Source organism: Novosphingobium sp. FKTRR1 (genome assembly GCF_020404405.1).
Lineage (GTDB): Bacteria > Pseudomonadota > Alphaproteobacteria > Sphingomonadales > Sphingomonadaceae > Novosphingobium.
Map to the genome: position 1 here is coordinate 139,758 of NZ_JAIZDA010000004.1, position 22,526 is coordinate 162,283.

The 22,526-nt window shown below is 64.0% G+C and carries 18 protein-coding genes; 14 read left to right on the forward strand and 4 right to left on the reverse strand.

The annotated features are described in order from the left end of the window. The first annotated feature begins 92 nt into the window (after nt 1-92). Complete coding sequence (locus LDN95_RS06115; RefSeq protein ID WP_226016758.1) at nt 93-1,358, forward strand: YceI family protein; 1,266 nt, start codon at nt 93-95, stop codon at nt 1,356-1,358. Between the two features lie 50 nt (nt 1,359-1,408). Here the strand turns inward: LDN95_RS06115 and LDN95_RS06120 are convergent, their stop codons facing one another. From LDN95_RS06120 to LDN95_RS06135, 4 genes are all read right to left on the reverse strand, one after another. Further along, nucleotides 1,409-2,320: a TetR/AcrR family transcriptional regulator gene (locus tag LDN95_RS06120; RefSeq protein WP_226016759.1), complete on the reverse strand. Its 912-nt coding sequence runs from the start codon at nt 2,318-2,320 to the stop codon at nt 1,409-1,411. A 217-nt stretch (nt 2,321-2,537) separates the two neighbouring features. Continuing rightward, entirely contained in the window at nt 2,538-4,016 is a 1,479-nt protein-coding gene (locus LDN95_RS06125; RefSeq protein WP_226016760.1) for an efflux transporter outer membrane subunit, read from the reverse strand. Further along, nucleotides 4,016-5,623, reverse strand: a complete 1,608-nt coding sequence (locus LDN95_RS06130; protein WP_226016761.1) for an MDR family MFS transporter — start codon at nt 5,621-5,623, stop codon at nt 4,016-4,018. The genes LDN95_RS06125 and LDN95_RS06130 overlap by 1 nt, the downstream gene beginning before the upstream one ends. Beyond that, entirely contained in the window at nt 5,620-6,684 is a 1,065-nt protein-coding gene (locus LDN95_RS06135) for an HlyD family secretion protein (protein ID WP_226016762.1), read from the reverse strand. The genes LDN95_RS06130 and LDN95_RS06135 overlap by 4 nt, the downstream gene beginning before the upstream one ends. A 470-nt stretch (nt 6,685-7,154) precedes the next feature. Here LDN95_RS06135 and ahpC point away from each other — a divergent pair, with 470 nt between their 5' ends. From ahpC to LDN95_RS06200, 13 genes are all read left to right on the forward strand, one after another. Further along, entirely contained in the window at nt 7,155-7,718 is a 564-nt protein-coding gene (gene ahpC, locus LDN95_RS06140) for an alkyl hydroperoxide reductase subunit C (protein ID WP_226016763.1), read from the forward strand. A gap of 252 nt (nt 7,719-7,970) precedes the next feature. After that, entirely contained in the window at nt 7,971-9,527 is a 1,557-nt protein-coding gene (gene ahpF, locus LDN95_RS06145; RefSeq protein WP_226016764.1) for an alkyl hydroperoxide reductase subunit F, read from the forward strand. A 236-nt stretch (nt 9,528-9,763) separates the two neighbouring features. Then, the gene (locus LDN95_RS06150; RefSeq protein ID WP_226016765.1) at nt 9,764-11,233 is read left to right on the forward strand and encodes an ATP-binding protein; all 1,470 of its coding nucleotides are present in this window, start codon (nt 9,764-9,766) and stop codon (nt 11,231-11,233) included. A gap of 111 nt (nt 11,234-11,344) precedes the next feature. After that, nucleotides 11,345-11,740, forward strand: a complete 396-nt coding sequence (locus LDN95_RS06155; protein ID WP_226016766.1) for a cytochrome c family protein — start codon at nt 11,345-11,347, stop codon at nt 11,738-11,740. A gap of 126 nt (nt 11,741-11,866) precedes the next feature. Further along, complete coding sequence (locus tag LDN95_RS06160) at nt 11,867-12,760, forward strand: LysR family transcriptional regulator (protein ID WP_226016767.1); 894 nt, start codon at nt 11,867-11,869, stop codon at nt 12,758-12,760. Nucleotides 12,761-12,866: 106 nt separating this feature from the next. Beyond that, nucleotides 12,867-14,099: an amidohydrolase family protein gene (locus tag LDN95_RS06165; RefSeq protein WP_226016768.1), complete on the forward strand. Its 1,233-nt coding sequence runs from the start codon at nt 12,867-12,869 to the stop codon at nt 14,097-14,099. Next, the gene (locus LDN95_RS06170) at nt 14,096-15,610 is read left to right on the forward strand and encodes a bifunctional 3-(3-hydroxy-phenyl)propionate/3-hydroxycinnamic acid hydroxylase (RefSeq protein WP_226016769.1); all 1,515 of its coding nucleotides are present in this window, start codon (nt 14,096-14,098) and stop codon (nt 15,608-15,610) included. The genes LDN95_RS06165 and LDN95_RS06170 overlap by 4 nt, the downstream gene beginning before the upstream one ends. Further along, entirely contained in the window at nt 15,607-16,041 is a 435-nt protein-coding gene (locus LDN95_RS06175) for a heme-binding protein (protein ID WP_226016770.1), read from the forward strand. Before LDN95_RS06170 ends, LDN95_RS06175 begins: the two co-directional genes overlap by 4 nt. Then, entirely contained in the window at nt 16,038-16,946 is a 909-nt protein-coding gene (locus LDN95_RS06180; protein ID WP_226016771.1) for a VOC family protein, read from the forward strand. The genes LDN95_RS06175 and LDN95_RS06180 overlap by 4 nt, the downstream gene beginning before the upstream one ends. Before the next feature lie 60 nt (nt 16,947-17,006). Beyond that, nucleotides 17,007-17,840 (forward strand): fumarylacetoacetate hydrolase family protein, encoded by an 834-nt coding sequence (locus LDN95_RS06185; RefSeq protein WP_226016772.1) that lies wholly within the window; start codon nt 17,007-17,009, stop codon nt 17,838-17,840. 24 nt (nt 17,841-17,864) lie between these two features. Next, complete coding sequence (locus LDN95_RS06190) at nt 17,865-20,228, forward strand: TonB-dependent receptor (RefSeq protein ID WP_226016773.1); 2,364 nt, start codon at nt 17,865-17,867, stop codon at nt 20,226-20,228. A 58-nt stretch (nt 20,229-20,286) separates the two neighbouring features. Next, nucleotides 20,287-21,147, forward strand: coding sequence for an alpha/beta hydrolase (locus LDN95_RS06195; RefSeq protein ID WP_226016774.1), 861 nt, complete (start codon nt 20,287-20,289; stop codon nt 21,145-21,147). Nucleotides 21,148-21,197: 50 nt separating this feature from the next. Beyond that, nucleotides 21,198-22,517, forward strand: coding sequence for a family 1 glycosylhydrolase (locus LDN95_RS06200; protein ID WP_226016775.1), 1,320 nt, complete (start codon nt 21,198-21,200; stop codon nt 22,515-22,517). Nucleotides 22,518-22,526 lie beyond the last annotated feature (9 nt).

The following is a 22,526-nucleotide window of genomic DNA, read 5'->3' on the forward strand; positions in this document are numbered from 1 at the left end:
GGTGGAATTCCCCCCCGTGACCGAGGCCGGGCCATGCGTTATCATGATGTCTGCAGAGCCGAATGTCTGCGGCTCCGGGAGCGAGTTTGGTGATGAATCGTGCCGGTCTGAACAATCGCTATTCGCCTGCGGCGATCGTGCTGCACTGGTCGATCGCGGCCTTGCTTGCGTTCCAGCTTTCACTTGGCTGGCGGCTGGAAGATCTGCCCAAGGGGGCTGGACAGTTCGCCGCGTTCCAGTTGCACAAGTCGGTGGGGATCACGATTCTGCTGTTGACGCTGATCCGCGTCGCGATCCGTCTGTTCGTGCGCCAACCCGTGCCCTTGCCCGCCCCGCCGCCATTGAAGGCGCTGGTCTCGGCGGTACATTTGGGTCTTTACGCGGTGATGTTGGGCGGGCCGCTGACCGGCTGGGCGCTGGTTTCGACGGCCAAGATTCGCTTGCACACGATGCTGTTCGGCACGGTGCCCTGGCCCGATTTGCCGGTTCCTGCGGCTTGGCATGAGCCGGCCGAAACGATCCATGGCCTGCTCGGCTGGTTGCTGGTGGGGCTGTTCGTGCTCCATGTGGCAGGCGCGCTTCGTCACCATCTGCTGCGCGACGACACGATCGGACGGATGATCCCGTTGCGCAGCCATCGCGCGTTGAGCGTTGCAGTCGTCGTGGCACTGGGCGGTGTGTTGCTGGCGATGTCGGCTGCCAAACTGATCACGTTCGGTGCAGCATCCGCTTCGCCGAGCGCTACGCCATCTGCCGCACCTTCCGACGAGGTTCCCGAAGCGACGACCGTTGCGGCGGATGATGCCGTTGCCAGCAGCGCCCCGTCGGCTGATGCTTCTGCGGGCGCAGATGCGACCAAAGTCGCCGACTGGGCGGTTGCAAAGGGTGGTCGACTGGGCTTTGCCATCGTCTACACGGGCAGTCCGATCGAAGGCAGCTTCGCCAAGTGGGACGCCGCAATCCGGTTTTCTCCCGACGATCTGGCCGGCTCGTCGATCAAGGTCACGGTCGATCTTGCGTCGGTCGGCAGCGGAGATTCCCAGCGAGACGACATGCTGCGCAGCGACAGCTTCTTTGCTGTTGGTGCGCATCCGGTCGCGACGTTCGTTTCAAGTTCGATCCGCGAGGCTGGCAAAGGGCGGTATCGGGCGCCAGGTACCCTGTCGCTCAACGGACGCAAGCAGCCGGTGACGCTGGATTTCACGCTTGATATTGCGGGCGATACCGCGCGGGCCAAGGGTTCGGCATCGTTGCGTCGTACAGCATTCGGTGTGGGCACGGCCGAATGGGCGGCGACCGACGAATTGAAGGACGATGTGCGCATCGCCTTTGCGCTGACGGCACGGCGCAAGCCCTGAAACTGCCCCAACCGGGGCGGGCATTCGAAGCCAAGGCGAAAGGGCAGTTGTCAGCCAGCAGCGCCAGCCGGTCTGCCCTTTTCCGCCATGTACTCGATCGCCGAGAAAAAGAAGGCGGTATAAGCCTTTGCCCAGTTGCTGATCGCGTCGCTGTCGGTCTGTAGACCGGCGCCGGTCAATCGCACGTGGCCAAGGATGCCCTCTAGCCAGAACTGCGCTGCCGTATCGACATCCACGATGCGCAGCGCATTGCGCTCGGCGCTTTCGCGCAGCGATTTCTTGATTGATTCGAGAAAGAAGCGATAGACTTGCGAGCGGAAATCCAAGCCCTGACCGGGCGACCCTGTTGTCCCGTCCAGGCGCTCCTGATCAAGCCAGTCGATCAACCGATCGAGCAGCAGACCGTCGGGGGTGCCGATAGTCTTGAGCACTTCGGTCGCACGACGGGCAAAAGCCTCAACTGGCGGAAGATCAAGCGCCTGCGCTTCGATGAATCCGTTTTGCTCGGAAACGCGTCGTTTCAGCAGCGCGGTCATCAGATCGTGCTTGTTGGCAAAGCGCGAATAGATCGTGGCTTTGCCGATCCGGGCATGGCGCGCTACGCGATCAAAGGTGAAGCTTTCAAAGCCGGTGGCCAGCAGCACATCCCAACTTGCGTCCAGAATGCGTCCAGATAGCTGCTCAGCGTCTGCCAGCGAAGGCCTGCCGCGCTTGATAACCGGATTGTTAGCTATGGCTTGAGGCGCGTCTGCACGAGCCTCGCAAGGCTCAGTGTCACAACGTCGATCGTCACAAGCCCCAGTTCCATCCGCGCTAACGGTCGCCGCGCTGATCTCGCCAGAAGTTTCATTACCCAAGCGAGTCTCAGAACCGGAAGGATCATCAACGCTTGGGCAATCTTCAACGTTTGGGGAAGGGTCAATGCTTGAGGGGTTGCGGTCCGGTCCGCACGGCGCGGACATTATCCTGTCGCTGATCGATAGCCGCTGGCATGTCGTGCGAGCAGCGATACGTGGGGCAGCTCATCGTCAGGCCTTCCGTGTAAGCCTGCACGAATCGCCTTCCGAAAGAAGAGATCCAGTCCATCCGTCCCAATTCCTTGCCTTTGTGGCTTTATGAAACGGATGTTCGACTCAAAAACCGATTTGGTCAAGTCGGTATAAATTGGACGAATTCGGTTCATTTCCGCAGTTGCCCCTCCGGAGCGGCGGGGGTTTCCCACCCCAATCCAAGTGCCTTCTCGACGGCGATAAAGGCATTGGTGAAATCGGTCTGCGCAGAAACCACGGCAAGGCTGGCCTGAATCTGCTGGCGCTCGGCGGCCAGTGAGTCGGAACGGCCGATTGTGCCGCCCTGCGCGCGCGCCTGTTGCAAGGTTGCGCTTCGCGCAGCGGCATTCTGACTGTCAAGCGCGCGGGCATAAGCAATGCGCATTCCGCCAAAGCGGGAAAGCGAGCCTTCGGCGTCCTGCAGTGCGCCCAGCACCACCTTGCGGTATTGCGCTTCGGCTTCGGCATAAGCGCCGCGGGCGTTGCGCACTTGCGCGGCCGAACGTCCTGCATCGAACAGGTTCCATTTGAGCTGGGGCAGGGCCAGGCCGATGATGCTTGCGGGGTCGAATATGTCACCGAGCGACGATCCGCCGATGCCAAGGAAACCGGTGAAGGTCAGCTTGGGAAAACGGTCGGCCATCTTTGCCCCGATATCGGCATTGGCGGCAGCAAGGCTGCGTTCGGCGCGGCGGATGTCCGGACGCTGGCGCAGCACCGAGGCCGGATCGCCGATAGCTACTTGCGCAGGCGGCAGCGGCACCGGGGCAGGGCTGGCCAAAAGGCTGTCGAGCGCGCCGGGCTCCTTGCCGGTCAGGACCGCCAACTGGTCGGTAAGTACCTGTGCTTCAGCCTTTGCCTTGGCCTGATCGGCTGCGGTCTGGGCTTGTTGCGCACGGACCTGATCGAGTGGCTGTTCGGGCGCGGTGCCTGCATTGAAACGCTGTTCGGCCAGCGTCGCTAGCTGCGTATCGATGGCAGCTTGCCGGTCGAGCAGGGCTGACGAGCTTTGCCGGGCGCGCAAGGCGGCATACGTCCGTGCGATCTCCGCCGACAGGGCCACGCGGGCGTCGGCAAGCCCGGCGTCCGCCGCTTCGGCACGAGCCGATGCTGCCTCGACCTTTCGACGGGTTCCGCCAAACAGGTCGGCTTCCCACGAAGCGTCAAGCGCAGGACTGTAGATGTTGGTTTCGGTGCGGCCACCGTCGCTGCCGCCCAGCAGGTTGGCGGGCAAGTTGATATACGGCGCCACGCCCGAGACGTTGAACGTGGGCACCAGCGCGGTCTTTTGCGCGGCCAGTCCGGCGCGTGCCTGGGTGATGCGGGCGCTGGCGATGGCGATGTCCGGCGATGAGGCGAGCGCATCGTCGATCAACCCGGAAAGCACTGGATCGGCAAGGCTTTCCCACCAGCGCGGCGCGGGTGCCACAGGTGACGTGGTCTGCGCATCGGCGCGCAGGAACCCGCCGCGCGCGGCTGCCGCAGGGGCGCTGACCGGAGCACCGCGATAATCCGGACCGACGGTCATGCAGCCGCCCAGCATCAGCGCGGGCAACAGCGCGGCCACGAGTGCGGCACGACGGGGGCGGGGAAGGTTGGTATCGGTCATCAGTGCATCGCCATCTGGTGGTGGCCCTTGGGCAGCGGGCGGAGGAGCAGGACAAGCGGGACGACCAGCAGGATCGCCACGAACAGGGCATTGAATTCATCGCTGAAGGCCAGCACCAGTGCGTCGCGCGTCACCGACATGTCGATCGAATGGAGCGCGGCACCCAGACCTTCGGGCCCGCCGCCATACGTCTGGGTCTGGCTTGAGACCCAGTTCTGGATGGCCGGATCGTTGGCCGGCAAGCCTTCGTGGAGCGTCCAGCGGTGGAAATCGAGCCGCCGTTCTTGCAGCGTGGCCAGCAGTGCCAGCGAGATCGAGCCACCGAGGTTGCGGGCGGCGTTGAACAGCCCGGACGCTTGCCCGGCATCTTCGGCTGCAACGCTGGCGATCGCCGCCTGGTTGAGGAACAGCATCGAAAGCGCCTGACCAAGGCCACGCAGCAACTGCGACACCACGAAGTCGGAACCGTCCGAGTTGGCGGTCAGTCCGGTGTCGAGCCAGCACGATGTCGCCATCACGAGCATCCCGGTCGCGACCACCGCGCGCAAGTCGAAGCGGGTGACCAGCAGCGGGAACAGCGGCATCATCATCATCGCCGGGATGCCCGACAGGAAAACGATCTGGCCGGATTGGAGTGCGTTGTAACCGGCGATCCCTGCAAGGAACTGCGGGATGACGTAAGACGTGCCATAAAGCACCGCGCCCACCAGCAAGCCGAGCACGAACACCGCCGCGAAGGCACGATTGCGGAGCAGTGCCAGTTTGACCACCGGTTGTCTGGCGAGGAACTGCCCGGCGGTGATCAGCGCAAAGCCAAGCGCGGTAACGATCGACAGTTGCCAGATCAGGCTCGATTCAAACCACTGTTCGCGGTTGCCCTCTTCCAGCACGATCGTCAGCCCGCCAAGCCCCAGCGCAAGGCCAAGGATGCCCAGCCAGTCGGCGTGGATCAGCTCGTCAAGATGCATGGCGGTGGACTTCAGGCCCACGAGCAGGAACGTGACGAGGATCGCGCAGATCGGGATATTGATGAAGAACGCGTAGTGCCAGCTGAAGTTTTCGGTCAGCCAGCCGCCAGCCAAAGGCCCCAGCACTGGCCCAAGGATCAGCGTCGAGCCGAACAGCGCGGTGCCCATCGGTTGCTGGTGACGCGGCAGGCGCGTGGCGATGATGGTCATGCCGGTCGGGATCATCGCCCCGCCGGTGAAGCCTTGGCCGACGCGACCGGCGATCATCATCGGCAGCGAGTTCGACAGGCCGCAGATGATCGAGAAGCCGGTGAACAGGGCTGCTGCAATCAGCAGGAACCGGCGCAGGCCAAACACCCGTTCAAGCCACGACGTCAGCGGGATGACGATGATCTCGGCGACAAGATAGCTTGTGGCGATCCACGTGCCTTCTGAAGAGGACGCGCCGATCTCGCCCTGAATGGTCGGGAGCGCCGAGTTGACGATCGAGATGTCGAGCGTTGCCATCAACGCGCCGATGGCTCCGGCGATCACAGCCAGCCAGGCCGACAGGTCGGCATTGCCCGAGGCACGTGGCGCAGCCGGGCCGGTTGCCGGGACAGGCGGTTCTGCCGAGCCGGAGAGCGTGGCCGCGCTCATCGTGCGGCGCCTGCTTTTTCCTGTTCGTTGCGGATGGCCTTGATCGCGCCGCTGGCCGACGAGGTGTCGACATTCACATGAACCGACAAGCCCGGTACCAGCACGCGTCGCGATTCCGGCCCGGCGTCAAGCTTGATCCGCACAGGCACGCGCTGCACGATCTTGGTGAAGTTGCCGGTGGCGTTTTGCGGCGGGATCAGCGAGAAGTTGGCGCCGGTGCCCGGTGTGATGCTGTCGACCTTGCCATGGAAATCCACGCCCGGCAGGGCATCGACCTCGATCGTCACCGGTTGACCCGGGCGCATCAGGCCGATCTGGGTTTCCTTGAAGTTGGCTTCGATATAGATCGACTGGGTCGGCACGATTGTCAGCAGGCGCTGGCCGGGCTGGACGAATTGACCCAGACGCACTGCCGACGACCCGACCTTGCCGGCGATCGGCGCGATCAGGCGGGTGGTGTTCAGATCATTGCGCGCGGCATTGGCTTGGGCGGCAGCGGCTTCGATCTGTGCCGTCGATTGACCGACTTGCGCTTTGGTCGCGGTGACTTTGCTGCGTGCGGCGGCAAGCGCTGCGCTTTGTGCGCGAACCTGCTCGGCGGCCTTGTCGCGGTTGCTGGTCAACTGGTCGAGCGTCTGCTTCGGTTCGGCGCCGCTCGCTACCAGCGGGCGATAGCGCGCGACTTCACCGTTGAGGTAGGCAAGTTCGCGCTGGGCCGATGCCAATGCCGCTGCGGCCTGACCGACGGCGGCCTCGGTTTCGCCGATGCTGGCTTGCGCAACCGCTTGCCCGGCGCGGGCGACATCGACCTGCGCGGTAGCCTGAGCCAGCCGGGTGCTGTAGTCGGTCGGATCGATCTGCACCAACGGGGTGCCAACCTGCACGTCCTGGTTGTCCACCACGCTGATCGAGCGGACATAGCCACCCAGCTTGGACGATACGGCGATGGCGTCGGCCTTGACATAGGCGTCTTCGGTCGACTGCACGTATTTCCCGTGGGTTTCGTAGCCATACCAAGCGTAGGCGCCATAGGCAGCGCCCGCGATCAAAGCCACGATCACCGCAGCGCGGACGACTTGACGCTTCGTTCCCGAAGCAGGCTGCTCAATCGGATTCGACTCGAGGGCGGGCGATTGCGGGGCGTCGGACATGGGATTTCCTGATAATGGAACGAATTCGTTTCGTTTGTGTCGCGCAGATGGTTCACCATGAAGCAGGTTTCAAGTGCAACATTCGGGCATCGGGTTGCACATATTGCAATCGTTATTCGCTGCACTGCGCAATGCCTGCAAAATGCCCTTGAAATGCCGTAGTTCCCGACCATTTCGAGATTACGAATACGAATGCCGGTAATTGCCCACAATCGGCCTGAGCCACGGTCGATGTGGCCACTTATCGAGTTTATCAATCATTGACGCCGGAATTGATCGTTGGAAATCCCAACTGACAGCGCCTACCTCCGCTGCGTCAGGAACGCTCCTGGCCCGATTTTCTATGCATCCGTTCAACAACCGCAAGGATACCTGAAATCATGTCGATCGTCGGAACAGCCATCAAGCCGTTCAACGCCACTGCCTATTATCAGGGCAAGTTCGTCGATGTCAGCGAAGCGGACGTCGCGGGCAAGTGGGGCGTGTTCTTCTTCTACCCCGCCGACTTCACGTTCGTGTGCCCGACCGAACTGGAAGACCTTGCCGACAAGTACGAGGAGCTGCAGGGCCTCGGCGTTGAAGTCTACTCGGTCTCGACCGACACGCACTTCAGCCACAAGGCGTGGCACGACAGCTCGCCGGCGATCGGCAAGATCAACTATTACATGCTGGGCGACCAGAACCACACGATCTCGAACAACTTCGGCATCCTGCGCGAAGGCGTCGGCCTGGCTGACCGTGGCACCTTCGTGGTCGATCCTGATGGTACCATCCAGCTCGTCGAAATCACGCCCGAAGGCGTGGGCCGCAACGCCGAGGAACTGGTCCGCAAGATCAAGGCTGCCAAGTACTGGCGCGAACACCCCGGTCAGGTTTGCCCGGCCAAGTGGGAAGAAGGCGAAGCCACTTTGGCGCCGTCGATCGACCTCGTCGGCAAGATCTGATTTGTACTGAATACCCGCTTGCGCGTCCGGCCATGCTTTCTGGCCGGATGGGCAAGCCAGAATACCTTTTGACCATGCGGCGGGAGTGATCCTGCCGCACGCCGGGCGGCCTGAATCCCCCCTTGATCCCCGGGCCGCCCGGCCATTTTCCCTAACCCCGCTTTCCCGCACCTATCGTCAACTGTTCAATCCTGCGCCGGAAGATATACCTTCGGCCGCACGCGTCCCCTCATGCCTTGAAGAGGCCCGATCATGCCCGTTCTCGATACCGCCACCACCAGCCAGCTGAAGGCTTACCTCGGCAACCTGCGCCGGCCGGTCGAACTGGTCGCCTCGCTCAACGACAGCCCGAAGTCGGCCGACATGCGCAGCCTTGTCGAAGAAATCGCCGTGCTGTCTGACAAGATCACCGCCCGCTTCGATGGCGAGGATGCACGGCGGCCCAGCTTTGCCATCCGCGCCGATGAAGGCCGCGCGCAGGCGGTGTTTGCCGGGTTGCCGCTGGGCCATGAATTCACTTCGCTGATCCTCGCGCTGCTGCACGTCGGCGGTCACCCGCCCAAGGAAGATGCCGAGCTGCTCGATCAGGTGCGCGGCCTTGAAGGTCCGCTGCACTTCGAGACGTTCTTCTCGCTGACCTGCCAGAACTGCCCTGACGTGGTGCAGGCGCTCAACATCATGGCGGCGCTCAACCCCAACATCACCCATGTCGCCATCGACGGGGCGCTGTTTCAGGACGAAGTCGAACGGCGCAAGATCATGGCCGTGCCAACCATCTTCCTGAATGGAGAGCAGTTCGGGCAAGGGCGCATGGACTTGGCGCAGATCGTCGCCAAGCTGGACACCGGCGCGGTTGCCCGTGCGGCCGAAAAGATCGCCGCCAAGGAGCCGTTCGATGTGCTGGTCGTCGGTGGTGGCCCCGCTGGCGCAGCCGCCGCGATCTACGCCGCGCGCAAGGGTATCCGCACCGGCGTGGTGGCCGAGCGCTTCGGCGGGCAAGTGCTCGACACGATGGGGATCGAGAACTTCATCTCGGTTTCGCACACCGAAGGGCCGAAGCTGGCCGCGCAACTGGAACAGCACGTCAAGGACTACTCCGTCGACGTGATGAACCTGCAGACGGCGGTCGGGCTCAAGGCTGCCAACGGCGACGGTCTGGCCACCGTGGAACTGGAAAGCGGCGCCTCGGTCAAAGCCAGGACCGTGATCCTGTCCACCGGCGCTCGCTGGCGCCAGATGGGTGTGCCGGGCGAAGATCAGTATCGCAACAAGGGCGTGGCTTATTGCCCGCACTGTGATGGCCCGCTCTACAAGGGCAAGCGGGTTGCGGTGATCGGCGGCGGCAATTCGGGTGTCGAGGCGGCAATCGACCTTGCCGGTATCGTGTCCCACGTCACGCTGGTCGAATTCGACAGCCAGTTGCGCGCCGACGCGGTGCTGCAGACCAAGCTGCGCTCGTTGCCCAACGTCACCATCATCACCTCGGCGCTCAGCACCGAAGTGACGGGCGATGGCGAGAAGGTCACCGGGCTGGTCTACCGCGACCGCAACACCGAGGAAGTGCACACCGTCGCACTCGAAGGCATCTTCGTGCAGATCGGGCTGGTTCCCAATACGGAATGGCTCAAGGGCTCCATCGGCCTGTCCAATCGCGGTGAGATCGAGGTCGACGCACGCGGTGAGACCAGCCTGCCGGGGGTCTTTGCTGCGGGCGACGCCACGACGGTGCCTTACAAGCAAATCATCATTGCAATGGGAGAAGGCTCGAAAGCGGCGCTATCGGCATTTGACTACCTGATCCGGCACTGATTTCATGGCCTGAACACCAAAAAGCCCGAACGGGTCGTGTGAGTGACCGGGTGGGAAACCGCCCGGTCGCTTGCGTTTTTGGTGGTGGAAAGCATGCCGCAACAGTCGCTGCAAAAGTCGCTGCAAAAGTTGCATCACGCGCAGGACCAGATCCTGTACGCGGCACCTTCGAAAGGCCGGGGAGAAATGCGCGACAGGGCTGGTCGAATCGGCTGCCCCGCGTCAGAGGCAGCGGCGTGAGCGCATCCATCGTCATCGGGGCCGACCGCAACGGCGCCCCCGTGCGGATTGACATTGAGGAACTGCTGGCGACCCGCCTGCTGGTGCAGGGCAATTCCGGGTCCGGCAAGTCGCACCTTCTGCGTCGATTGCTCGAAGAAAGCGCGCCTGTCGTCCAACAGGTCGTGATCGATCCCGAAGGCGACTTTGTGACGCTGGCCGAGCCGTTCGGGCATGTCGTGGTCGATGGAGCCGCTTACGATCAGGCCGAAATCGCCAGGCTTGCCGCGCGCATCCGCACGCATCGCGCCTCGGTGGTGCTGGCGCTCGACGGGCTTGAACTGGAAGCGCAGATGCGCTGCGCCGCCGTGTTCCTCAACACCTTGTTCGACGCCCCGCGCGATGAATGGTACCCGGTGCTGGTGGTGGTCGATGAAGCGCAGATGTTCGCGCCGGCGGCTGCGGGCGACGTGACCGATGAAGTGCGCCGGTTGTCGCTGGCGGCGATGACCAACCTGATGTGCCGTGGCCGCAAACGTGGGTTGGCCGGGGTGATCGCCACGCAACGCCTTGCCAAGCTGGCCAAGAATGTCGCGGCTGAGGCCAGCAATTTCCTGATGGGGCGCACGTTCCTTGATATCGACATGGCCCGCGCGGCGGATCTGCTGGGCATGGAACGCAAGCAGGCCGAGCAGATCCGTGATCTTGAGCGCGGTCACTTCCTTGGACTGGGCCCGGCCATTGCGCGCCGTCCGGTGGGGGTGCGCATTGCCGATGTCCACACCCGTGCGCGCAATGTCGTGCAGGGGCTGATGCCGATGCCGACCGCAGCCGGGCAGGCGATGGAATCGCTGCTGCTTGCCGAATCGCTGACCTTCGACGCGCAGCCGCGTGTCGACGAGAGCGCGGCGGAGCCGATCGATGCGGGCGAACTGCTCGAGCAGATCGAAAGCACGGTGCCGGTCGCAGAGCAGGTCGAAAAGCCTGTGGAGCCCAGTCTGTTCGAGCAGGAGGAGACCGCCGCCAACGTGGTCGCGATCCTTGCCGAAATGGCGCAGGAGCCCGACTGTACGTTTCAGCCAGCCGCGCAGCTCTATCAGGATTTCACCGTGCGCTGCCGAATGGCGCGGCTTGCCAATACGGGTATCGACCTTGCCGGGTTCCGCCGTCGTTTCGCCATGGCGGTGGCGGGTGTTCCCGACGACAAGGCGCCGCGCTGGCGCGAAGTGCTGGCCTTGGCGCGCGATGTCCCTGACGACTTGCTCGCCCCTTTTCTGATGCTGGCAGTGGCCGCGATGGAGGGCGCGCCGTGCCCCGACGATGATCGGCTTGCCGAAGTCTACGGCACGCGCTCGCCGGGCCGCATTCGCCGCCTGCTCGACCATCTTGAGCGCAGCGGGCTGATCGTGGTGCGGACCGATTACGGTGGGCGCCGTTCGGTCGGCATCCCCGGACTTGGCCTGACCACCGCGCCTGTTGCCGCCTGATGCACCACAGGACACGAAAAACGCACTGGTGATACCCCAAAAAGGGTCTGGTCATTAAGCGAAGCGACAGCCAAATGCCGCTATTCGGAGTGAAATACGGGGAGTTACGTGATGAAGTTTGCCGGTTTTGCCATTGGATTTGTAGCTTTTGCCGCCACTCTTGCCGGTGTTGCGGCGACCTCGGCCACGGCCGCCCCGGCTGGTGATCCGGTCAAGGGCAAGACCGTGTTCGCTCGTTGCGCCGCCTGCCACGACTTGAACACCGGCAAGACGCTGCTTGGCCCGTCGCTCAAGGGCATTGTCGGTCGCAAGGTCGGCTCGGTCGCGAACTTCGCGTATTCGCCCGCGGTCAAGGCCAAGGGCGGCACCTGGACGCCGCAGGCGCTCGACACGTTCCTGACCGCGCCGATGAAGGCCATTCCGGGCACGCGCATGCCGTTTGCCGGTCTGCCGAGCCAGGATGACCGCACCAACCTGATTGCCTACCTGCAACAGGCGGCCAAGTAACATCGCACATTGCCGGGCCGTTCGTTCATCGCTTGAGCGGACGGCCCGCGCGGCGTATCGCCGGGGCATGGTCGATCCGGTCCCGTTCATGGCTGTTGCCGCGCCTTTTTTCGGCTGGTCGCTGCGGTGACAGGCCTTCCGATTGATCCTCGCGCGTTGCGCACGTTTGGCGCGGTATGCGCTGCAGGGTCGATCAGCGCAGCGGCGCGCGCGCTCAATATCTCGCAACCATCGGTCTCGAACACCATCGCCACGCTGGAGCAGCGACTGGGTGTGCAACTGTTCGAGCGCGGCCGGGCCGGTATCCAGTTGACCGCCGAGGGCAGGTTGCTGCAGCGCCGGGCCGAAGCGCTTGATGTGCTGCTGGCGCAGGCTGCGCGCGAGATCGACCATTCGCGCGACGGTATTGCCGGGCCGCTCAACGTCGGTGGAACCCCCGGTGCGCTGGTGACGCTGCTGCCGCGCGCGGTCGAACGGATCGAACGCGACAGCGGCCCGTTTGCACTCAACGTTGTGGAGCGACCCGATCGCGACCTTATCGAGATGCTTCGCCGTGGTTCGATCGAACTGGCCTTCGTCACCACCGAGATCGAAACCCCTCCGCCCGACATTGCCGAGCGGACCTTTGCCCGCGACCCCTTCGCGCTGATCGTCGGCAAGCAGAACGACCACTTGCCCGATCGCGTTTCGCTGCGCGCTCTGCCCGCTGGCCAGTGGGTCTTGCCCGAAGCGCAAGGTGCGTTCCGCCGTCAGGTCGACGCGCTGTTCGTCGCAGCCTCGGTGGCGGTGCCGCGCGACGCCATCCGCTGCGATTCGTTGCTCGTGACCAAGGCGGTGGTCGGCATGACCGGGCGCATCACGGTACTGCCGCGCGAGGTTGTTGCCGCAGAGGTCGCCGCCGGTATCCTGCGCGCGATCGAAATCGAGGAAGCGCAATTTGCCCGCAGCCTTGGCGTCCGGCACTTGCGGGATGCAGCGCTCTCGCCACTTGCGCAAGTGCTCCTGGCGGCGCTCGGCTGATCCATAGCTCTGGGCTATGGTAGTTGCATAATTCATTATTTTGTGAGCGGCCTGTTCAGCGGTATCCCGCTGGCAAGCGCAGCGGTGTCTGCCGGGGAGAAGGATCATGCGGACAGTAATCCGCGATGTTTTCATTTTTGATGGAACGGGCGCTGCGCTGCGCAAGGGCGCCGTGCTGATCGATGGCAACACGATCGCCAGCGTCGAACTGGGTGATGCGGCGCTGGCCGATGTGTCTGCTGATGTCGAGATCGCAGGCGCCGGGCGTACCCTGATGCCCGGCTTGGTCGAATCGCACGCCCACCTCACATGGGGGTCGTCGGTCGAGAAGATCTATCACCAGTTCATCCTGCCGCATGACGAGTTGAAGGTCGCAGCCTGGCGCAATGCGCGCGTGCTGCTTGACCACGGCTTCACCAGCGCATGGTCCGCCGGTGCGCTTGGCGACGGGATCGAGGTCGAACTGGCCGCCGCGATTGACCGAGGAGACACGCCGGGGCCGCGTCTGGTCCCTTCTACGCTGGAACGCAGCCCTGAGGGCGCAGAGGGCGTCGAGACCGGCGACGTGTTCAATGGTCGCGGGCCGGACGCCATCCGTGGCTTTGTCGCCTACTGCAAGGCGTCCGGAATCCGTTCGATCAAACTGGTCATCTCGGGCGAGGATGCGCTCAAACCCGGATCGTCGGGCGATGTCCATTATACCCGTGAGGAGATCGAGGCGGTTGCGGTTGCCGCGCGCGAAGCTGGGTTGGCCATCGCCACGCACGCTTATTCGCCCGAAGCGGTGGGACTGGCGCTCGATGCCGGAGCGCGGATCATCTATCACGCGTCGTACGCAGACGAAGCCACGCTCGATCGCATGGTCGCCGCGCGTGACACGACATTCTATGCGCCCGGCCCCGGTGTCTCGGTCGCCGCGCTTGAGGCCAGTCCGCCGCCGCACATCGACATGAGCCACATGAAGGCGAGCGCGGCCGACCGGCTTGAGCGTGAAGCGAAGATCGTGCCTGCATTGAAGGCTCGCGGTGTGCGCATCCTGATCGGCGGCGACTACGGCTTTCCCTTCAACCCCAACGGTCGCAACGCCCGCGATCTGGAGATATTCGTCGATCGCTTCGGGTATACTCCGGCAGAGGCGCTGCAGGCGGCGACTGCGCTGGGCGGTGAACTGATGGGCTTGCCGGTGGGGCAGGTGCGCGAAGGCTATCTGGCCGACTTGCTGTTGGTCGATGGCGATCCGACCGTCGATGTCGCCATCCTGCAGGACAAGACCCGGCTGGCGATGATCATGAAGGATGGCGTCGTGTACAAGGCTTTGGCCGAGGTGCTGGCGGCATGATCGACGTCGTGATCATCGGTTGCGGGCCGGTAGGGGCGCTCGCTGCCAATCTACTCGGATGCGCCGGACTTTCGGTGGTGGTGCTGGAAAAGGAGCGCGAGCACTATCCGCTTCCGCGCGCGGTGCATCTCGATCACGAGATGATGCGGCTTTTCCAGTCGGCTGGTGTGATCGAACGGGTGGAGGCCGACATGGTGGCCACCGACGGGCACCTGCACATCGGTGCCGATCATGGCGTGATCCGCTATATGGGCACGGTCGGCAAACCCAAACCATTCGGCTGGTCAAACGATTACTTCTTCTATCAGCCCGAACTCGAAGCGCACTTGCGCGCGGCCTTTGCCGACCATGGCGCCATCGATCTGAAGCTTGGTGCCGCATTCACGTCGTTGGTGCAGGACGGGGACCGGGTGCAGGTTGCCTATGATCACAAAGGTGCCAGCCACTCCGTTACCGCGCGCTGGGTCATCGCCTGCGACGGATCACGCAGTCCGGTGCGCAAGGCGCTGGGCGTCAGCCTCGATGACCTGCAGTTCGAAGAGCCATGGCTGGTTGTCGATGCCGAAGTCGAAGGCCCGGTCAGCTTTCCTGCTTTGACCGGCGTTCCGGCGGGGGCCGATTTGCAGCGACTTTCGGTGATGATGTGCGACCCTGTGCGGCCCGCGACCGTCGTTCCCGGGCGGGGCAACCACCGTCGCTGGGAATTCATGCTGCTGCCCGGCGAGGATGATGCCGTGATGATGCAGCCCGACAATGTCGCCGCCTTGGTCGGTGCGTGGATGAAGGACGTGCCGCACAAAATCGTGCGCGCGGCGACTTACCGCTTCCACGGGCTGGTGGCCGAGAAGTGGCAGGTGGGCAATGTGTTCCTTGCCGGGGATGCGGCGCACCAGACCCCCCCGTTTTTCGGGCAGGGCATGTGCCACGGGTTGCGCGACGTGGCCAATCTGGCGTGGAAGATGGCGGCCATCGTCAAGGACGGGGCCGATGTTGGCATCCTTGGCACCTACCAGCCCGAGCGCGATCCGCATGTGCGCGGCGTGATCGGCGCGGCGGTGGCTGCTGGGCGCTATATCTGCGAACTCGACCCGGCCAAGGCCGCAGCGCGCGATATGGCGATCCGTGCCCAGGCCGCGCAGAAACAGGGCGAAACCGCAGCGGACCTGATCCCGGCCATCGGCGCAGGCTTCATCGCCAGCGGCGCGGCCAGCGCGGGCGAGCGGTTCATCCAGCCTTTGCTGGCCGATGGTCGCAAGCTGGATGACCTTGTCGGCGATGGCTGGCGGCTGTTCGTGCGCTCGGCTTCGGTCGAGGGTTCCGCGAGCGGGGTCAGCCGCATCGTTGCCGCCGACCTGCCCGACAATGGCGCGGTCAGCGATTGGCTTGCGGCCCGTTCGGCCGAAGCGGTGCTGGTCCGCCCCGACCATTACGTGTTCGGCACCGGCAAGGCCGCCGAACTGCTTGAAGCACGTGCGTTCCTGTTGGGTGTCGCGCTGGAGACTGCCGCATGAGTGCCCTTGATCTTGCCGCCGCGCAGGCGATTGTTGCAGGCGCGCTGAACGATGCACGCGCCCGCAACGCCAAGCCGCTGGCGGTGATCGTGCTCGACGCCGGGGGGCATCCACTGGCCTTCGCGCGCGAAGACGGGGCAACGATCTATCGCTTCGATATTGCCCGGGCCAAGGCTGCGGGCGCGCTCGGCATGGGGGATGACACCCGCGTGCTGGCGCAGCGTGCGCAAGCCAATCCGGCGTTCTTCCAGAGCGTGGCGGTTGCGGTGAACGGCGCGATCGCGTTCTCGCCCGGCGGTGTCGTGGTGCGCCACGAGGCGGGCAACTTGATCGGCGCGGTCGGCATCAGCGGCGATACTGGTGATATCGACGAATTGTGCGCGTTCGCCGGGCTGGTTGCGGCAGGCTTGCGGCAGGAGGACACCCAGTGAAACTGCGCAGTATCGAACTGGCCCTGCCCGATCCGGCGGCCGCGGCTGACTTCATGGTCGATGTGTGGGGCCTTGCGCGCGGCGAAGTGCGCGGAACGACGCACTATCTGCGCGGTTCGGGCGGTTATCCCTATCTGGTCGCGTTCGAGCAGTCGGACAGCGAGTTCGTGCGCACCACCACCTTTGTGTGCAGCGCAGATGAGCTTGCCGGGATCGCCGCGCGGGTGACCGCGCTTGGCTGGCCTGCCACGCCTACCGTTTCCGCCGATCCGGGCGAGGGGCAGGGGGTCATCGTCGAACTGCCCGAAGGTGAATTGCTGCGCTTTCTGGTGGGGGCGACCGAAGTCGCGCCGATTGCCGGGCATCCCAAGGCCAGCCGCAAGGTCATGCCGGTCAAGCTGACGCACGTGGTGTTCAACGCCATCGACGCCGAAGCTTCCGGCCACCTGATCGAGGACGTACTGGGCTTTCGGGTTTCCGACCGCACGCGCGGCATGGTGTTCGTGCGTTGCAATGACGCGCACCATTCCACCGCCTTTGCCCGCGCCGGTTTCGCCAGTTTGAACCATATCGCGTTCGAAATGGATGATCTTGATGCGGTGATGCGCGGCATCGGCAATATGCGTGATCACGGCTTTGCGCCAGCTTGGGGCCCCGGTCGGCATGGTCCCGGCGACAATGTCTACGCTTACTACATCGCGCCGTTTGGCCCGGTAATCGAGTATTCGACGCCTGTCGAAAAGGTGCCCGCCGATTATGTTGCGGGCGCGCCGGACGATTGGACCTGGCCCGACAAACGCATCGACCAGTGGGGCGTGTCCGACAAGGACTTCGCCGGATTGCGCGTGGCCGAAGAGCGTTTCCGTTTTCGTCGTGATTGGGAACCGCAGCCGCTTGGGCATTGAATAAGGCGGTTTTGCGGTCGTGCTGACATGGCATCCGCAAGACGCTGGGGAGAACAGAGAATGAGCCGTTACATCAGCTTCCGCCGCCCCGATGGCACTGCCAGCTTCGGTCGTCTTGAGGGCGATGCTGTCCATGATCTGGGCGCTCCGGGCGGCGATGCACTGCTGAGCGGCGTGCTTGGCGATGACCTGTCGGCATTGACCACCACGGCGACGTTTGCGCGCGGTGACGTGGCCTTGCTGCCGGTGGTTCCGGATGCGGGCAAGATCCTGTGCATCGGGCTGAACTATGCCACGCACGTTGCCGAAACCGGGCGCGAGCAAAAGGAGCATCCGGCGGTGTTCACCCGCTGGGCCGACACGCTGGTCGCCGCTGGCGAACCACTGCTGCGCCCCCGCGAAAGCGAGCGCTTCGATTACGAAGGCGAACTGGCCGTGATCATCGGCAAGGGCGGGCGCCGCATCGCCCGGGCCGATGCCTGGGCTCATATCGCGGGCTATTCTATCTTCAACGATGCGTCGGCGCGCGATTGGCAGCGCCACAACATCCAGTTCACGCCGGGCAAGAACTTTCCGGCCACGGGCGCCTTCGGTCCCGAACTGGTCACGCCCGATGAAGTTGCCGACATCACCGCCTTGCGCGTGACGACGACCCTGAACGGCACCGTGGTGCAGGATCAGCCGATCAGCGATCTGATCTGGGATATCCCGTTCCTGATCGAATACTGCTCGACTTTCACGCCGTTGGCGGCGGGCGACGTGATCGTCACCGGCACACCCGGCGGGGTCGGCGACAAGCGCAAGCCGCCACTTTACATGAAGCAGGGTGACACGGTGACCGTTTCGATCGGGCTGATCGGATCGCTGACCAACCCGGTACACGACGAAAACTAAGATCAATCTCTGGGGAGAAGATACATGCAGTTTCACAACCGACTCGGCCTTCTGGCCGGGATCAGTCTGTTCGCCATTGCCGCGCCCGCGTTTGCGGCCGAAGCACCGGCCGAAGGCGCCGCAGAAGCGCCGACCATCGCGCCCGGCGAAATCGTGGTCACGGCCAGCCGCCGTGCCGAACGCTTGCAGGACGTTCCGCTGGCCGTTTCCGCGGTCTCGGGCGCGCAGTTGACCGAAAGCGGCTTTCAGAAGCTGACTGACATCCAGTTCCAGTTCTCGGGCGTGCAGTTCGGCACCTCGCCCAACGATTCCGGCTTCCGCCTGCGCGGCGTTGGCACGGCTGGCGGATTTTCGTCATCGTCCGAACAGAACGTCGGCACCGTGGTCGACAACGTCGTCATCCCGTTCGGCAACCCGGTGAACAGCCTGGGCGATCTTGAGCGGGTGGAGGTTCTGAAGGGACCGCAGGGCACGCAGTTCGGCAAGAACGCCTCATCGGGCGTGATCAACATCACCACTGCCAAGCCCAAGTTCGACAAGATCTCGGGCAAGGCTTTCGCTTCGTACGGCGAACTCAACGAAGTCAACACCAACGCTCAGATCAACCTGCCGCTCAGCAGCAACGCCGCGCTTGGCGTCTATGGCTTCTACCGCCGCAACGATGGCTTCATCCAGAACGTCGTCCGCAACGAAAAGTGGGGCGGCGAGGAAAGCTATGGCGGGCGCGCAAAGTTGTTGTGGGAGCCGACGGATGGCCTCAGCTTCTACCTGATCGGCGATTATTCGAAGATCACTCGCACCGGGCCGGGCCAATTGTGGACGCTGGCGTCGCTGCCATATGACACAGCCTTCAACCCCTTGATGGGACTGCGATTTGCCAACCTCGCGGCACTGGGCGTGACGCCGGGGTTCAAGAACGACAAATCGGTCGAGGAATACGCCGGTTACAGTTCGGAACAGAACTATGGCGCCAGCCTTGAAATCAACCTTGAACTGGGCGGCGGTTACAACCTGACCTCGGTCAGCGCTTGGCGGCGCCTTGATGAAGGTCCGCAGTCGTTCTCGATCGACGGTTCGAGCGCACCGATCTTTACCGCACAGCCGACCGGCACCGACCAGAGCTTCGCGTCGCAGGAACTGCGGCTGTCCTCGCCAAAGGGGTCGGCGTTCGAGTTTACCGGCGGTGTCTATGCCTCGTCGCGCAAGGTCGGGGACGATAACGATTTCAACCGTGCGCAACTGCGTCCGGCCTATCCGTTCACGCCGATCGCATTGGGGCCGACGCTGTCGGTCACGCCGGTCGTCAACATCAGCGGCGGGCAGGGCAACACCCAAACCAAGTCGGACTCGGTCGCCGGGTTCATCGACGGCAAGTTCCATGTCACCCAGCAGTTCGCCATCCTGGGCGGTTTCCGCGTTCAGCGTGACAAAGTGCACTCGCGCTTCTTCTCGATCATCGATCCGGCCTACGCGCCCGGCTCGCTCGATTTCGCGACCACGCCTGCGGGCTTTGTCGTGCCCTACAGCCCTTCGGCACTGGTGTCGGGCAAGACCAGCAAGACCGGTTGGTCGGGCCGTGCGGGTCTGGAATACAAGGTCGACAACGACGTGATGCTGTTCGGCACCATCGCGCGCGGTTACCTTGGGCCCACGGTCACGTTCTCGGGCCTCACCGGTACCAAGACCTCGGTCGATCCGCAGACCGTGCGCGACGTGACGATCGGCATCAAGAGCCAGTTGTTCAACCGCGCCGTCACCTTCAACGCCAACGTGTTCTTCGACAAGTACACCAACCTGCAAACCTCGGTGTTCAACGGGATCGAATTCCTGACCGAAAACGCCGGTGGGTTTGAGGCCAAGGGCTTCGAGTTCGATGCCGCATGGCGCGTAAGCCGCGAATTCTCGCTCAACGGCAGCTTCACCTATTCGGACACCAAGTTCACCGATTATGTGACCGCATGCCCAGCCGTGGTGAAGGCCGGTTACACCTGCTACACCCAGAACGGCACCAGTCTGGTGCAGGCAGCGGGCGAGCCGCTGTCGGGTGCGCCCAAGTACAGCGCCACGTTCGGGGCCGACATCCGTCTGCCGATCAACGACAGCCTTGCCTTCGACTGGTCGGGCAACGTCTATTACCGCAGCCGCGTGCAATACGACGTGGCCAACGCACTGTCGTTCCAGCCGGGCTATGCCACGATCGGCCTGAACGCCGGTCTGGGCCACCCCGACGGCAACTGGCGCATCGGTGTGTTCGCACGCAACCTGCTCGACAAGCGCTTCCACGCGTCGGTCATCGGGCTGCCTTTTGCCGATGCTGGCGGCGAGGTGAACTGGCTGACCCGCGAAGGGCGCCGGACCGTCGGCGCGAACTTGCAGGTCAAGTTCTGATGATGCCCATCCGGGGTGGCCAGTCGGCTGCCCCGGTCCCTTTTGCGGGATGATCCTGATGGTAGTGCCGAACACGCGCAGCGCGATCGCCGGCATGGGCACCGAGCTTGGGCCCGATGTCCTCAGCCAATGTCAGGCGTTGTTCGATGCCGAGCAAACAGCGCTTGCCAAACGGGTGCCGGTTGCGGCGCGCGACTGTGCTTATGGCCCGGACGTGCGGCATCGGCTTGATATCTATGGTGCGGCCGGGAGCGACGACAGCTTGCGACCAATCTTGCTGTTCGTTCACGGCGGCGGTTTTCGCATGGGTGACAAGGGCGGCACCGACAACTGGCAGAACGCGGCGGTCGGGCGCCTTGCCGCCGAAGCCGGTTTGCTGGGCGCGGTGATGAACTATCGGCTGGTGCCCGATGCAGTGTGGCCTGCGGGCGGCGAGGACGTGAACGCGGCAATCGACTGGCTGGTCGCCAATGCGTCGAAGCACGGCGGCGATCCTGACCGGATTGTGGTCATGGGCACCTCTGCTGGCGCGGTCCATGTGTCGACGGCGCTGCAACTGCGTGCCGACCTGCCGGTGCGCGGGCTGGTGCTGCTGTCGGGCCTCTATGGCTACACCACGCTCGATGCGCGCGATCAGGCCTATTTCGGCGACGCATCCTCGTGCGCCGAACGGATGCCGCGCGATGCGGTTGCGAGCACGGCATTGCCATTGCTGGTGGCGACAGCGGAATTCGATCCGCTGCGCTTCCAGCAGGAGTTTGCCGGGCTGCTGGACGAGCGACTGGCGCGGCACGGCGCATTGCCGCGAGCCTATATCGCCAGCGGCCACAACCATTACTCGATGGCGATGCATCTTGGCACGTCCGACCGCCGCCTTGGCGACGAATTGATCGGCTTTGTGCGCGAATGCTGCACCTGATCGACGTTGCGTTGGCGACATAGCCTCACCGGAATACAGGAGTTTACGCCATGATCGATCGTCGCAGCATGCTTGCCGGAACCGCCGCACTGGCCGCCAGCCCGGTACTCGCCCGCACGGCTGCGCCCCGGCCGCTCGACCCGGTGTTCCCGCAAGGGTTCCTGTGGGGCGCATCGACCGCCGGTCATCAGGTGGAGGGCAACAACCTCAACGCCGATCTTTGGCCGGTGGAGCACGCGACGCCTTCGGTGTTCCGCACGCCTTCGGGCGACGCTGCCAACAGTCTGGACTTGTGGGAACAAGATCTCGACCTGGCGAAGGCAATCGGTCTGAATGCCTATCGTTTCGGGCTGGAATGGTCGCGGATCGAGCCAGAACAGGGGCAATTCTCGCAGGCGATGATCGATCATTACGGACGGATCATCGCTGGGTGCCACGCGCGCGGGCTGACGCCGATCGTTACCTACAACCATTATACCACCCCGCGCTGGTTTGCCGCGCGCGGCGGTTGGCTTGTGGCCGACAGCGCCGCGTTGTTCGCGCGCTTTGCCGAAACCGTGACGCGGCGCATCGGCGATGGGATTGCCATGGCGATCACCCTGAACGAGCCGAACATCCTGCCGGTACTGCGCACGATCCTGCCGCCGCCGGTGTGGGACATTCAGGCCGCGACGCTGGCAGCCACGGCGCGCTCGCTGGGTTTGCCCCGCTACATCTGCGCCAATGTCGCGCGGCTTGAAGACGTTGACGGCATCGTTGCCGGGCAGGTTGCCGGGCACAAGGCGGCGCGGGCCGCGATCAAGTCGGTGCGCGGCAACCTGCCGGTCGGACTGTCGCTTTCGGTGTTCGATGATCAGGCGGTCGGCAAGAACTCGATCCGGGACAAGATGCGGCAGGAACTTTATGGCCCATTCCTTGGCCTCGTGCGTGAGGACGATTTCGTCGGCGTACAAAACTATGAGCGGGTGATGTGGGGCGACAAGGGGCGCCTGCCGCCACCGCCGGGAGCAGTCCTGAACGGGGCAGGCGTGGAAGTCTACGCGCCGTCACTGGCGGGTGCTGTACGGTATATCCACGCGGAAACCGGGCGGAAGATCCTTGTCTCCGAACATGGCGTGAATACCCCCGACGACCGCATTCGCGCCGCGTTCATCAGCGCCGCCTTGCCCGAATTGAAGCGGGCGATGGCCGATGGCGTGCAAGTGCTCGGGTATTGCCATTGGTCGCTGATCGACAATTTCGAATGGATTTTTGGCTACGGGCCCAAGCTGGGGCTGGCCTCGTTCGATCCGGTGACGTTTGCGCGCACCCCCAAGCCGAGCGCAGCCGTGTTGGGGGCCATCGCGCGGGCCAACCGCCTGCCGAGCTGACGCCTCTGC